This window comes from Rhodopseudomonas palustris (assembly GCF_003226555.1).
Taxonomy (GTDB): Bacteria; Pseudomonadota; Alphaproteobacteria; order Rhizobiales; family Xanthobacteraceae; genus Rhodopseudomonas; species Rhodopseudomonas palustris_I.
In genome coordinates, this window is the sequence record NZ_QKQS01000026.1 from 137,775 (window position 1) to 151,769 (window position 13,995).

11 protein-coding genes are annotated in these 13,995 nt (G+C 66.1%); 7 read left to right on the forward strand and 4 right to left on the reverse strand.

The features are described from left to right. Window positions 1–5: 5 nt before the first annotated feature. Together DNX69_RS21035 and DNX69_RS21040 are read right to left on the reverse strand one after the other, a co-directional pair. The gene (locus DNX69_RS21035) at window positions 6–932 is read right to left on the reverse strand and encodes a bifunctional helix-turn-helix transcriptional regulator/GNAT family N-acetyltransferase (RefSeq protein WP_110787949.1); all 927 of its coding nucleotides are present in this window, start codon (window positions 930–932) and stop codon (window positions 6–8) included. 132 nt (window positions 933–1,064) lie between these two features. Beyond that, window positions 1,065–1,631 (reverse strand): glycosyltransferase, encoded by a 567-nt coding sequence (locus tag DNX69_RS21040; RefSeq protein WP_110787950.1) that lies wholly within the window; start codon window positions 1,629–1,631, stop codon window positions 1,065–1,067. Between the two features lie 182 nt (window positions 1,632–1,813). On the opposite strand from DNX69_RS21040, the gene DNX69_RS21045 reads away from it, so the two are divergent. The 3 genes from DNX69_RS21045 to DNX69_RS21055 all read left to right on the forward strand — a co-directional run bounded on the left by DNX69_RS21045 (window position 1,814) and on the right by DNX69_RS21055 (window position 5,504). Then, a complete protein-coding gene (locus DNX69_RS21045) occupies window positions 1,814–2,974 on the forward strand; it encodes a PA0069 family radical SAM protein (protein WP_110787951.1) in 1,161 nt (386 codons plus the stop codon). A gap of 89 nt (window positions 2,975–3,063) precedes the next feature. Continuing rightward, window positions 3,064–3,924, forward strand: coding sequence for a ribonuclease HII (locus DNX69_RS21050; RefSeq protein WP_110787952.1), 861 nt, complete (start codon window positions 3,064–3,066; stop codon window positions 3,922–3,924). A 71-nt stretch (window positions 3,925–3,995) separates the two neighbouring features. Continuing rightward, entirely contained in the window at window positions 3,996–5,504 is a 1,509-nt protein-coding gene (locus DNX69_RS21055) for a glycosyltransferase family 39 protein (protein ID WP_110788201.1), read from the forward strand. Between the two features lie 36 nt (window positions 5,505–5,540). Here the strand turns inward: DNX69_RS21055 and DNX69_RS21060 are convergent, their stop codons facing one another. Further along, complete coding sequence (locus DNX69_RS21060) at window positions 5,541–7,487, reverse strand: TonB-dependent receptor (RefSeq protein ID WP_234827038.1); 1,947 nt, start codon at window positions 7,485–7,487, stop codon at window positions 5,541–5,543. Window positions 7,488–7,653: 166 nt separating this feature from the next. Here DNX69_RS21060 and DNX69_RS26715 point away from each other — a divergent pair, with 166 nt between their 5' ends. Beyond that, entirely contained in the window at window positions 7,654–7,959 is a 306-nt protein-coding gene (locus tag DNX69_RS26715) for a hypothetical protein (protein WP_234827039.1), read from the forward strand. Window positions 7,960–8,202: 243 nt separating this feature from the next. Here the strand turns inward: DNX69_RS26715 and DNX69_RS21065 are convergent, their stop codons facing one another. Next, window positions 8,203–9,027, reverse strand: coding sequence for a uracil-DNA glycosylase (locus DNX69_RS21065; protein ID WP_110787954.1), 825 nt, complete (start codon window positions 9,025–9,027; stop codon window positions 8,203–8,205). Window positions 9,028–9,229: 202 nt separating this feature from the next. Here DNX69_RS21065 and DNX69_RS21070 point away from each other — a divergent pair, with 202 nt between their 5' ends. From DNX69_RS21070 to DNX69_RS21080, 3 genes are all read left to right on the forward strand, one after another. Further along, window positions 9,230–10,888 carry an electron transfer flavoprotein-ubiquinone oxidoreductase gene (locus tag DNX69_RS21070; protein ID WP_110787955.1) on the forward strand — a complete coding sequence of 553 codons (1,659 nt, stop codon included), beginning with the start codon at window positions 9,230–9,232 and terminating at the stop codon, window positions 10,886–10,888. Between the two features lie 317 nt (window positions 10,889–11,205). After that, window positions 11,206–12,990, forward strand: a complete 1,785-nt coding sequence (locus DNX69_RS21075) for a tetratricopeptide repeat protein (protein ID WP_110787956.1) — start codon at window positions 11,206–11,208, stop codon at window positions 12,988–12,990. 104 nt (window positions 12,991–13,094) lie between these two features. Next, window positions 13,095–13,994, forward strand: a complete 900-nt coding sequence (locus DNX69_RS21080) for a 4-(cytidine 5'-diphospho)-2-C-methyl-D-erythritol kinase (protein WP_110787957.1) — start codon at window positions 13,095–13,097, stop codon at window positions 13,992–13,994. The last annotated feature ends 1 nt before the right edge of the window (window position 13,995 follow it).

The window sequence follows — 13,995 nt, forward strand, 5'->3', positions numbered from 1 at the left end:
GGGACTCACAGCATCAGCTCCCAGGTCTCGCCGAGCATCTCCGGGCCGAACATCGTGTGCGGCTCGGTCCCGACCAGCTCGAATCCCGCCCGCTGATAGATGTTGCGCGCGGTGACCAGGACGCCTTGCGTCCACAGCGTGATGCCGCGGTAGCCGGAGCGACGTGCGAACGCGATGGCTTCATCGACTAGGCGCTTGCCGAGGCCATGACCGCGCGCCTGCGGCGTCACCAGCAGCAACCGAAACTTGGCCATGCCGTTGCCGGCGTCGACGAGAAACAGTGAGCCGGCCTGGACGCCTTTGTATTCGGCGATCCAGCAGCGTTCGCGCGCGGGGTCGTTCTTCGCCAGGAAGTCGCCGCAGATCTGCGCCACCAGCGCTTCGAATGCAGCGTTGAAGCCGTATTCGCCCGCATAGATCGCGCCATGGCTCTGGACGATCCAGCCGATGTCGCCGGGCCGCGGTTCGCGCAGAATCGGTGGCGGCTGTTGGGCCGACGACATCGTACGTTGGATCGTCGCCATCGCGGCTGCAACTTCGGCGCGGTCGTCCGGCGACAGCGCCGAGAGCATCCGGCTGACGTCCTGCTGTGAACTCCGCTCGAGTTTGGCGTAGGAGGCGCGGCCTTTGGCGGTCAGCGACAGCAGATGCTGGCGACGATCGGCGGCGGACGGTGTGCGCTTGATCAACCCGGCCTTGTCGAAGCTTTGGATGATTCGGCTAAGATAGCCGGCATCGATGCCGATTTCGGCGGCGACCTCCGTCGCCGTCACATGCTCGCGCTGCGACACCTCGTACAGTACGCGCGCTTCCGTCAGCGAATAGGGGCTCGCATAGAGATGCTGCTCCAGCACGCCCAAGCGGGCTGTGTAGAAGCGGTTAAAGGCGCGGACGGCTTCGACCGTCTCGTCGTGCTTCAGATCCTGTTGCACCGGTCTGCTGCTCTTTCCATCGCCACATCTGCGACGGAACAATCCAAACCGATATGATTGCTTCCGTCAACTATATAGTTGCCGAAAGCAAGTATATGGATCGGCATGGCCGGTGGATGTTGGACGGCTGGATCAGGCGGCGAGGATGACGCGGCTGCGCAGCAGGGTGCGGGACGACCGGCCGAGGTCGCGCGGCAGAACGGCTTCTGCGCCGCGCCCGGCGTGGCCACCGAGCCGGTCGTAATGATCGCGGGCGATCACCAGGCCCTGATCCGCAGCGGAGCTCGAGAAGCTGCGGATGATCCCGGTCAGGCTTTCGCGCCAACCGGTCGGCGCATAGGGCGATCGGGCGTAGCGGAAGATGCCCGCGCGCGGATGGCCGCTGGCCATCACGCCTTCGATGAACTGCGTCGTCTCCTCGATCCAACCGGGATCGAGCACGGCGCCGGCATGGAGGAACATCAGCCACGGCGAGCGCGCCTTCCGTGCTCCCGCGGCGAGCGCTTCGGCGCGATTGCCGTCGAATGCGAGATAGTTACAGCCAGCCACATCCGCGACACGCGCGATGGTGTCGCTGCCGCCGCGATCGACCAGCGTCACGTCGCTGACGACGCCGGCCGCAGCGCCGGGGACCAGGGATGCCAGCGTCGCGACCGCGGTCCGCTCGACCCCTTCGGTGGAAACGATCACACTCAACATGTCCGGCGGGTGACCCTTCGACGACAGATGCGCGCCACGCTTAGCACCTCGCTGCCGCGAAATCAGCCGTGAATTGCGCGATGCCCATCATCCGGGCAAGGACGAGCACTAAGCTGGGAGTCGAAATGTTCGATCTGCACGTTTGTTCTTGATTTGTTCTTTGGACTCGCTATCTTGGGGGCATGAGCAGAGCATCCAATGCCCTCAAGCGCCCGCCGGTCACGGCGCCCTCCGAGCCGGTGGGCGCGCCTTCCCCTTTCCCCGCCATCGAGGCGGCGGTCGATGAGCAAAGGCGCCGCGGTCGTGGCGCGCAGTCCAACGTCAGCGGCCGCTACGAGGCGGAGGCGCGAACTGCCTTCGACGACGGCTGGGAGAGCCTGGAGGACCTGCCGCCGTTCAAGACGACGGTGGCGCTGGATACCGCTCGCAAAGTCGTCACCCGCAATGAATCGCCAGATATCGGCTTCGACCGATCAATCAATCCGTATCGTGGTTGCGAGCACGGCTGCGTCTACTGCTTTGCGCGGCCGACCCATGCCTATCTCGGCTTGTCGCCGGGATTGGATTTCGAATCGCGGCTGTTCGCCAAGCCGGATGCGCCCGCGCTGCTCGAAAAGGAGTTGGCGGCGGCGGAGTACGAGCCGCGGATGATCGCGATCGGCACCAACACCGATCCATATCAGCCGATCGAGCGCGAGCGAAAGATCATGCGCGGCATTCTCGAAGTGCTGGAGAAGACCGGGCACCCGGTCGGCATCATCACCAAATCCGCGCTGGTGGTGCGTGACATCGACATCCTGTCGCGGATGGCCAAGCGCCAGCTCGCCAAGGTGGCGCTGTCGGTCACCTCGCTCGATCCGAAGCTGTCGCGCAGCATGGAGCCGCGCGCTTCGTCGCCCGCCAAGCGTCTGGAAGCGTTGAAGCTGCTGGCTGACGCAGGCATCCCGACCACGGTGATGGTGGCGCCGGTGATCCCGGCGCTCAACGACATGGAGATCGAGCGCATCCTCGACGCCGCCGCCCACGCCGGCGTCAAGGAAGCGAGCTACGTGCTGTTGCGGCTGCCGCTTGAAGTGCGCGACCTGTTTCGCGAATGGCTGATGGCGAACTATCCGGACCGCTATCGTCACGTCTTCACCCTGATCCGCGATATGCGCGGCGGACGCGACTACGATTCGCAGTGGGGCACGCGGATGAAGGGGACCGGCCCGATCGCGTGGATGATTGGCCGCAGGTTCGAAACCGCCTGCACGCGGCTCGGGCTGAACAAGCGGCGCTCCAAGCTTACCCTCGATCATTTCGAGAAGCCGGAGAAGGCCGGGCAGCAGCTCAGTCTGTTTTGAGGCCGTGCGGCGCAGGTTCCCGCTTGAATTGCGGGCATGATCCGGAGTTTCCGGTTGCACCTGCCGGGCCTCGCCCGCAGCATCGCGGCATGATTCGAGACAGCAAACAGCCGATCAAGGTTCCGGCGAAGCCGGCCGGCAAGGCATCGGGCAGCAAGGCATCGGGCAGCAAAGCTCCGGACGGCCAGGCCAAGTCCGGCTCCAAGACGGGAGCGAAGGATGGGACTGGCAAGCCCGCCTCCGCCAAGGGCCTGAAAGGCGTGATCGCCGTAGCGCCGCCGAGCTTTCGGCGCGAGCGGGCGCTTATCAAGCGCGGCATCTGGCCGATTGCCGGCTGCGACGAAGCGGGCCGCGGGCCGCTGGCCGGGCCGGTGGTGGCCGCCGCCGTGGTGCTCGATCCGAAGCGGGTGCCGAAGGGACTCGACGATTCCAAACGGCTGACGGCAGACAAGCGCGAGGCGCTGTTCGACGAGATCTGCGCCACCGCACAGGTTTCGGTGGTCTACGCCTCGCCGGAGCGAATCAACCGCGACAACATTCTGCGCGCCTCGCTGTGGGCGCTGACCCGCGCGGTCCACGCGCTGCCGGAGATGCCACGCCATGCGTTCGTCGATGGCCGCGATCGGCTGGCGACCAAGTGCGATTGTGAGGCGGTGATCGGCGGTGATGGATTGATCGCTTCGATCGCCGCTGCCTCGATCATTGCCAAGGTGTCGCGCGACCGGTTGATGTGCCGGCTCGCCGAAGAGTACCCCGGCTATGGCTTCGAGCAGCACAAGGGCTACGGCGTGCCGGAGCATCTGGACGCACTGGCCCGGCTCGGCCCGACGGTGCATCACCGCCGCTCCTTCGCGCCTGTCGCCGCGGCCTGGCAGCGGATCCAAGGCGCTCCGCCGCCGCAAAGCCGCGATCTGTTCGAGGCCGCCGCCACGATCGGCGTCACCGTGTGAGTGCGGCCGCGCCGGTTGCGCGTGCGGTCGGCGGGCTCTATCACGGTCGAACCGAATTTCGCTGGCCCCACATGCGCTTCGCCTCCCTGATCGTCGAACTGATCCGCGCACGGCCGCTGCTGGTGTTCTGGCTGGTGGTGAGCGCCCAGGCGCTGCTGTGGGTTCTGATCCCGGCGTTGTTCTACGCCAGCCCGCCCGGTGATATGGGGCTCGTGCTCGCCTATGGCCGCGAGTATCAGGTCGGCACCGATCTCGGCCCGCCGCTGGCGTTCTGGCTCGCCGATATCGCGTATCGGGCCGCCGGTGGCCATGTCATCGGCGTCTACGTGCTGGCGCAGCTCTGCTTCATCGTCACCTTCTATGCCTTGTTCCAGCTTGCCCGCAGCGTCGTCGGCCCGCAATACGCCGTGGTCGCAGTCGTGCTGACGTCCACCATCACCGCCTTCGCGGGCTCCGGCGCCGAGTTCGGTCCTTTGGTCTTGGCTCGGCCGCTGTGGGCACTGGTGCTGTGGCACGGCTGGCAGGTCGTCGGCCAGCACCGCCGTGCGGCGTGGTTCGCGCTGTCGATCGAGATCGGCCTGCTGCTCCTCACGACTGTCGCTGCGCCGGCGCTGCTGTTGCTGCCGCTCGCCTTCGCGCTCGCCAATGCGCGCTGCCGCCGTGCTCTGCTGTCGCTCGATACGGTGTTTGCGCTGCTGGTGATCGCCGTGTTGGTGATGCCCTACGGAGTCTGGCTGCTGCGCGCCGATCAGTTCGCATGGCCGGCGCTGCCGTCCACCGCGGACCTTGCCGATCGAGCGGTGCTGGGCCTCAAGCTGTTCGGTGGCCTCCTGGTCTCGCTCGCCGGCATCGCGCTGCTCGCGGTGCTCAACACCGGCTGGTTCGCGCCCAAGCATCACGATGCGCCGATGATCGCTCGGCCGCCGGTCGATCCGCTAGCGCGGCAGTTCGTCTATGTGTTCGCATTGGTGCCGCCGATCGTCGCCAGCATCGCGGCGGCCGTGTTTGGCCTCGGCCATGTCGTCGGCGGCTCCGGCGTCGTGCTGCTGCTCGCTGGCCTCGCGGTGATGATGCTGATCGGCGACGTGCTCTATCTGCATCGCCAGCGCTTGCTGCGCTCGGCCTGGGCGGCTTTGATCGTCGCGCCCGCCGTCGCGATCATCCTCACCGTGGTGGTGCAGCCCTGGCTGAGCCGAACCGAGGTGCCGACCTCGCTGCCGGGCCGGCAGATGGCACAGTTCTTCGCCGAAAGCTTCGAACGCCGCACCGGCAAGCCGCTGCCGGCGGTGGCCGGCGATCCGCAACTGGCGACGCTGATCGCCTTGGCGCCGTCGCGCCCGCATCTGTTCCTCGATGCGACATCGGCGCGAACGCCGTGGGTGACGCAAGGCGACTTCGACCGCAACGGCGGCGTAGTGGTGTGGCGGGCCGCCGATACAGCGGGCAAGCCGCCGGACGATATCGCCCGGCGTTTCCCGGGGATCGTGCCGGAGCTGCCGCGTGCGTTCGAGCGGATGATCTCCGGCCGCCAGCCGCTGCTCCGCATTGGCTGGGCGATCGTGCGGCCGAAGGTGCCGTAGCCGGGCTCGGCCCGGCGGCTCCAGCCCTCCGCCGCCTTACAGTTCGACGTCCAGCGACACCAAGTAGGTCCGCGGCGCGCCGAGCGCCATGGTGCCGAACGAGGCCACGCCGGCCCAGTAATTGGTGCCCGCGACGTTCTGCACCGTTCCGCGCAGCGTCGTCTTGCGGCCTTCGATCATGGTGACGTAGCGCACGCCGAGATCGACGCGGGTCCAATCCGGCAACACCTGCGTGTTGCTGTTGTTGACGTATTGCCGGCCGGTGTAAACCACGGTCCCGACCAACGTCATCGCCCGCAGCCCTGGCAGATCCCACTCGCCGGTGAGATTGACCTGCGTGGTCGGCACGCCGATCGGCGTCTTGCCGAGATTGGCAGCGGTCGCGGTCCTGGTCACTTCGGCGTCGAACAGCGTCACGCCGCCGACCGCGCGCAGGTGCGGCGCGATCTCGCCGAACACGGTGAATTCAGCGCCGCGCACGCGCTGCTCACCGCCGGCCGAATACACGCCGGCGTTCAGCTCGCCATTGGGCTTGGTGATCTGGAACAGCGCGAAGGTCGTGCCGATGCGGCCGAGATCGAGCTTGACGCCGGCCTCGTATTGCTTGGTCCGGTACGGCGCCAGAACTTCGCCCGAGTTGGACGCACTGATCGGTGCGACGTCGCCGCGGCTGAGCCCTTCGATGTAGTTGGCATAGACCGACAGGTGCTCGATTGGCCGGATCACCAGGCCGGCCATCGGCGTGGTGGCGGACTGGTCGTAGGAGGTCGTCAGCGCGCCGGTCGTGGTCGAGTAATTATGCGCGATCACCTGCTGGCGGCGAACGCCGAGCGTCAGCATCACGCGCTCGTCGAGCACCGACATCGTGTCGGCGATCGCCGCGCCGTTAAGGCGGGTGTCGGACAGCCGCGGCTTGAACGCCGGCACCGTATAGGTCTGTTCCGGCTGCACCAGCGGCGTATAAAGGTTCGACAGATACGACTGCCCCGACGGGAACGCGCGGTATTGCTCGTCTTGATAGTGCGATCCCTGAACGGTGACCGCATGGCGGACAAATCCGGTGTCGAACTTCGCCCGTACTCCGCCGTCGAAGGTGAAGCGGTCGACGTCGAGATTGTAGTACTGCGCCGTCGTCGAGGTGTCGCCGCGGCTGTTGAGGATCGTGGGCAGCCCGAAGAACCGTTCGACATTGGTCTTGGAGCCGCCGACATTGCCGAACACCGTCACCGAATCGGTCAGGTCGAATTCGTTCTTCCACAGTGCCGAAGACTCGCGAGTCCGCGACCATTCCCAGGTCTGAGTCAGGTTGTTGCTGCCGACCGGCGCCGGCGGCACCGCGACGCCGCTGGCCGTGAAGAAGGGGCGGACCGGCGCAGTGATGTGCTCGTTCTGCGTCAGTGCGTAGATCCAGGTTCGATAGCGCTCGCCTTGATAGTCGAAGGCGAGCGATCCGACTTGTAGCCGGTCGTTCTGGTGATCGATCGCGGTATCTCCGCCACCGAGCTTGCCGGTGAAGCGCAGGCCGAATTCGCGCTGATCGCCGAACCGCCGCGCGACGTCGAGGTTGGTGTAGGCGAACCCCTTGGACGCGTAGCCGACGCCGATCCGGCTGAGATCGGTCTCCGCCCGCTTCGGCACGACGTTGATCACGCCGCCGACGCCGCCGTTCGGCGAGACGCCGGACAGCATCGCCGCAGGCCCCTTGAACACTTCTATCCGGTCGACATAGTCGTTGAAGATGCGGAAGTTCGGCGCGATGCCGTAGACGCCGTCGAACGCGACTTCGCCCGCCGTGCCTTCGGCGATCGGAAAGCCGCGGATGTAAAACGAATCCACCAAGCCGCCGACCGGACTGGTGACGCGAACCGAGGGATCCAGCAGCATCGCGTCAGCGACCGTGGCGGCCTGCTGATTGCGGATCGCCTCGTTAGTGTAGCTGGCGGTGGAGAACGGCGAGCGGAACGTATCGGTGTTGCCGAGCATGCCGAGCAGGGCTCCCCGCGCGACCTGGCCTCCGGCGAACGGTGCCGGTCGGTCCGACGCCGATGATCGGCTCGCGGCTCGGTCGGGCGCAGGCTGCGGCCTCGCGGCCGCCGCGCGTGCCCGTGCAGCCGTCCGCGCAGCGCTTCGGCGCGGCGCGACCGCCGGCTTGCTGCGTGCTGTGCGCGGCGCATCGACCGTGACGGACGGCAGCGGCTGCGCGCTTTGGGCGTGGCTGGACGTGGGGCTGGCGGCCAGCCATGCGCTGAGCACGACGAGGCTCGCGCCGCCGAGAGCTCGACAACGGGACATCGGGAATCCTGACGCGGCGGGTGCGCCGCTTTGGTTGGAGGCGGGCCTGTTAGTTGCGGCGTTGCCGCAACGATTTCGCGGGCATCTCGACCGACATCACGGCATTGCCAGGTGCTCGGCCGAAGCGAATGTCAGCGACGAGCGCCGAGTGAGCGCATTGTGAAACGATTGAACGCGATGTCGATGATGTGGAATCTCCTCGTCGGCCGACGGACAGTCGAGAAGCTTACTGATCGTTGCGAGATCGTTTCCATATCTTGCTCCCCGGTACTTTGGTGCTGGATCACCCACCAAAGGTCAACCGAACGCGGAGTAGAATAGATGGCTTCTATGGAGTCGCGCTCTGAGTGTAGCGAGACGTTCAGGTGCCGTTGACGTGTGGCGACGTCGCCCCGGCGACGCGATCTCAAGCCGAGATTGCGGCAAGTGCGGTCGCGATCGCCCGCAGATCTTGCCAGGCGAGCCGTTTGTAGGTCGGCTGCCGCAGCAGGTAGGCCGGGTGCAACGTCGGCAGCGCGCGGATCGTGCGCGTGCCGGTATCGAAGTCGAACCACCGGCCGCGGGTGCGCATGATGCCGTCTCGGGTGCCGAGCAGCGCCTGGGTCGACGGGTTGCCGAGCGTGACCAGCAGATCGGGGTTCACCAATTCGATCTGCCGCTTGATGAACGGCAGGCAGATCTGAGTCTCCTGCGGCGTCGGCGTTCGATTGCCAGGCGGCCGCCACGGAATCACGTTGGCGATGTAGACGCTGTTGCGGTCGAGTCCGATCGCCGCCAACATCAGGTCGAGCAGCTTGCCGGAGCGGCCGACGAACGGCAGCCCTTCGATGTCTTCGTCGCGGCCGGGCGCTTCGCCGACCAGCATCAGCTTCGCTTGCGGATTGCCGTCGGCGAACACCAGTTGTTTCGCGGTCCCCCGCAGCGCGCAGCCGTCGAACCGCTGCATCAAGTCGCGCAGCGCTTCCAGCGTCGGCGCGGTGGCGGCCGACTCGCGTGCCGAGACGATCGCGGCGTCCGGCGTTGCCGGTTGTGCAGGCCGCGGCGGGGGAGGAGTTGGCTGTGCCTGTAAGGCAGGCTTGACGGCCCGGCTCGACTCGGTGGCACTCGCTATCGGTTCGGGCGCATCGTCCAGCATCCGGTTCACCGGATCCTCGGCCAAAGCGCAATCCACCCCTGCGTCCAGATAGAACGCGAGCAATTGACGCAGGCTCGGCACGGGATCGGGTGTCATGCGTGGTGGTTTACAGCGGATGCGCGCCACAGAACAGCAGCCTGCCCGATTGTTTCATTCCGCACTGCGAAACGAATTTTCGCAACTACTGTCGCAACGCTGGAAAGATGAGACGGCCGGTACATTTGGGTGGTTGTTCTTCTTCTAAAAATGCGAAAGAACACCCCTGGAAACGTTCCCGAGAGTCCTGCGAGAAAAAACGATGAGTGACGAAACGCTGCCGCCCCGCGAATCGATGGAATTCGACGTCGTGATCGTGGGTGCCGGCCCCTCGGGACTGTCCGCCGCGATCAGATTGAAGCAGATCAACCCCGAGTTGTCGGTGGTGGTCGTGGAAAAGGGCTCCGAGGTCGGGGCTCATATTTTGTCGGGCGCGGTGATCGACGTGTCGGCGCTCGATCGGCTGATGCCGAGCTGGCGCGAGGACGAGAGCTGCCCGCTGAAGACCCACGTCGAAGACGACCACTTCTACGTCATGACGGCGTCGAAAGCGCTCAAGGTACCAAACATCATGGTGCCGCCGATGCTCGACAACCACAAGAATTTCATCGGCTCGCTCGGCGATCTGTGCCGCTGGCTCGGGCCGAAGGCCGAGGAACTCGGCGTCGAGATCTATCCCGGCTTTGCCGCCACCGAAGTGCTATACGGCGAAGGCGGCGAAGTCCGCGGCATCGCCACCGGCGACATGGGTATCGGCCGCGATGGCAAGCCGAAGGACTCCTACACCCGCGGCATGGAGCTGCTCGGCAAGTATACGCTGTTCGCCGAAGGCGCACGCGGCAGCCTGTCGAAGCAGCTGATCGCCAACTACAAGCTCGACAAGGACTCCGATCCGCCGAAATTCGGCATCGGCCTCAAGGAGGTCTGGCAGGTCGAGCCGTCGAAGCATCGCAAGGGTCGGATCGCGCATTCGTTCGGCTGGCCGCTCACCAACAATGTCGGCGGCGGCTCGTTCCTGTATCATTACGGGGACAATCTGGTGGCGGTCGGCTTCGTGGTGCATTTAAACTACGACGATCCGTATCTGTCGCCGTTCGAGCAGTTCCAGAAGTTCAAGACCCATCCGTCGGTGGCGCCGACCTTCGAGGGCGGCAAGCGGATCTCGTATGGCGCCCGCGCCATCACCGAAGGCGGCTATCAGTCGGTGCCGCGCCTAACCTTCCCGGGCGGCGCGCTGATCGGCTGTGCCGCGGGCTTCGTCAACGTGCCGCGCATCAAGGGCGTCCACAACGCGATCGGCTCCGGCATGCTGGCGGCGGAACATGTCGCTGCGGCGCTGGCCGAAGGCCGCGCCAATGACGAGGTGAAGAGCTACGAAGAGTCGTGGCGCGGGTCGCCGATCGGCCGCGACCTGTTCAAGATCCGCAACGTCAAGCCGCTGTGGTCGAAGTTCGGCACCGCGGTCGGCGTGGTGCTGGCCGGCTTTGAGATGTGGTGCTCGACCCTCGGCTTCTCGGTGTTCGGCACGTTGTCGCACGGCAAGCCCGACCGCTCGACGCTCGATCCGGCGAAGTCGCACGAGCCGCACAAGAATCCGAAGCCGGACGGAAAGCTGACCTTCGACCGGCTGTCCTCGGTGTTCCTGTCGAACACCAATCACGAGGAAGACCAGCCGGTTCATCTCAAGGTCGCCGACATGCAGCTGCAGAAGACGTCGGAACACGACGTTTTTGCCGGCCCGTCGGGCCGTTACTGCCCGGCTGCAGTGTACGAATGGGTCGAGGAACCGACCGGCCCGCGCTTCGTGATCAACGCGCAGAACTGCGTGCATTGCAAAACCTGCGACATCAAGGATCCGAACGGCAACATCAACTGGGTTCCGCCGGAGGGCGGCGGCGGCCCGAATTACCAAGGGATGTGACCGCGCGGCTTTCGGCCCCAAGGCGTTGGCCCGGCATCTTTTGCAAGGCGTCTTTGAACAAGGCGTCTTTGAGCGCGAGTTTTTGACCACGCGTCCGTGAGCGACGGCGTGGCGATACCTCGCCGCCCGGCCACGATCCTGCCATGTTGCCACCGTCTCAATCGACCCGTCCGCCGTCCGCGTGCGGGGATTGTGGCGTTGTGCGCCGCCGGTCCTATCCTTGCGGTTGAGCGCTAAACGCGGCATTGTCGTGGATGCGATGCTGCCGGCTCGGCGGCCGGGTCAACCGAGCCTTTTCCTGGAGCTAGGCAACCTTGATGCTTTCCCTTCGAAGCCGTCGATCGATGATCGTCGCCCTCGCGCTGGTGACGATGCCGATCGCCGGATCGGCACTGGCACAGACACCGGATCATCCCGCCGACAACGCGGCGCAGTTTCCGACTAGCCAGGACTTGCGGACGATGACCACCGCGGGCAGCTATCTGGCTGCGCGCCACGCCAGCATCGAGCGCGACGCGGCGGCAGCGGCGGCGTTCTATCGCTCCGCGCTCCGCACCGATCCGAAGAACAACGAATTGCTCGACCGCGCCTTCATCTCCTCGCTCGCCGAGGGTGATATCGACGAGGCGGTCAAGCTCGCTGATCGCGTGCTGAAGATCGACAAGTCCAACCGGGTTGCGCGGCTGGTGATCGGCATTCGCGATCTGAAGACCAAGAAATATTCCGCCGCGGTGCGTAACGTGAACCAGTCGGTGCGAGGCCCGATCACCGATCTGGTCGCCACCTTGATTTCCGGCTGGTCGATGTACGGCGCCGGCGACGTCAAGGGCGCGGTCGGCAGCATCGACAAGCTGGCCGGGCCGGAATGGTATCCGATCTTCAAGGATCTGCATTCCGGCATGATGCTGGAACTGGCCAACCGCCAGAAGGACGCCGGCGAACGGCTGGAGCGCGCCTACAAGCTCGACGATTCGGCGCTGCGCGTGGTCGAGTCCTATGCGCGCTGGCTGTCGCGCAACAAGAGCGAGGCCGAGGCGCTCGGGGTCTATCAGGCGTTCGACAAGAAGCTGCCGCGTCATCCGCTGATCGAGGACGGCATCCGTGAGGTCAAGGCCGGAAAGAAACTTCCGCCGCTGGTCGACAGCCCGCAGGCCGGCGCTGCGGAGGCGCTTTACGGCATCGGCGCGTCGCTGACTCGGCGCGGCGGCGAGGATCTGGCGCTGGTCTATCTGCAGCTCGCGCTCTACCTCGAACCGAACCATGCGTTGGCGCTGCTGGCTCTCGGCGATCTCTACGAGTCGGTGAAGAAGCCGCAGATGGCGATCAAGGTGTACGAGCGGGTGCCGGCGTCCTCGCCACTGAAGCGCAACGCCCAGATCCAGCTCGCGACCGATCTCGACGCCTCCGACCGCAGCGAGGAAGCGATCAAGATCCTCAAGGGCGTGATCGTCGAGGACGGCAAGGATCTCGAAGCCATCATGGCGCTCGGCAATATCGAGCGCGGCCGCAAGAAGTTCGCCGATTGCAGCGAAACCTATTCCAAGGGCATCGACGCGCTTACCGGCGCCGAGAAGAACGCCTGGGTGTACTACTATTTCCGCGGCATCTGCGAGGAGCGCTCCAAGCAGTGGCCCAAGGCCGAGGCCGACCTGAAGAAGGCGCTGCAGATGCAGCCCGAGCAGCCGCACGTGCTGAACTATCTCGGCTACTCCTGGATCGATCAGGGCATCAACCTCGACGAGGCAATGACCATGATCAAGCGCGCGGTCGATCAGCGGCCCGACGACGGCTACATCGTCGACTCCCTCGGCTGGGCGTACTATCGCATCGGCGATTACGAGAACGCGGTGAAGACGCTGGAGCGGGCGATCGAACTGAAGCCGGAGGATCCGACCATCAACGATCACCTCGGCGACGCCTATTGGCGCGTTGGGCGCACGCTCGAAGCCAAATTCCAGTGGTCGCACGCCCGCGATCTCAAGCCCGATCCGGACGAGCTGCCGAAGATCGAAGCCAAGATCGCGAACGGCCTGCCCGAAGAGGACAAGGCTTCGGCGGCCTCCGCCGACAAGAAGAAGGAAGACGGCAAGGGCGGCGGCTGAGGCGGCGCAGCCGGCCTTTGCGGTGGAATCGCGAACGCGCCTAAAAGGGGGGTGGAGCTCCGGTCCGGATTCGACCAGAACCGGCGCTCCAGGAGAGTTTTTCCGTGACTGACGGCTCTGCGACGACACTGCGCGACGAAGCCCGCGCCAAGGTGAACCTGACGCTACGCGTGGTCGGCCGCCGGCCCGACGGCTATCACGAGCTTGACAGCGTGGTGGCGTTTGCCGATTGCGCCGATCACCTCACCCTGCAGCCCGGCGCGGCGCTGAGCCTGGCCACGATCGGCCCCGGCGCGCAGGATTGCGGCGACAGCGCCGACAATCTGGTGCTGAAGGCGGCGCGGCTGCTCGGCGAGCGGGTGCCGAATCTGACGACCGGCGCTTTCACCCTCGACAAGCATCTGCCGGTCGCGGCCGGCATCGGCGGAGGTTCGGCCGACGCCGCGGCGGCGCTGCGGCTTCTCGCCCGGGCTAACGATCTCGCCGTTGGCGATCCGCGCCTGATCGAGGCCGCCCGGCTGACCGGCGCAGACGTGCCGGTGTGCCTGCCGTCGAAGCCCTGCGTGATGACCGGCGTCGGCGAGAAGCTGTCGCCGCTGCCGCTGCCGCAGATCCCGGCCGTGATGGTCAATCCGCGGGTGCCGGTGGCCACCAAGGACGTGTTCACCGCACTCGGCCTGAAGCCGGGCTCGCTGACGATCGGCGCCACCGACGTCCTCACTGCGCCGGCCTGGCCGAAAGCAGGCGCGCCGCTCGCCGCTTGGATCGCAGCGCTCGACGCCGGCACCAACGATCTCGAGCCGCCGGCCCTGAAGGTCGAGCCGGTGGTCGGCACCGTCCTGGAAGCGCTGCGCGCGACCGCCGGCGTTCAGCTCGCGCGGATGTCCGGCTCGGGCGCGACCTGCTTTGCGCTGTATGCCGATCATGCGGCGGCCCGCGCCGCTGCCGATACGCTCCGGGCCGCGAACCCCGGCTGGTGGGTCCACGCCGGCAGCTTGAGCTGAC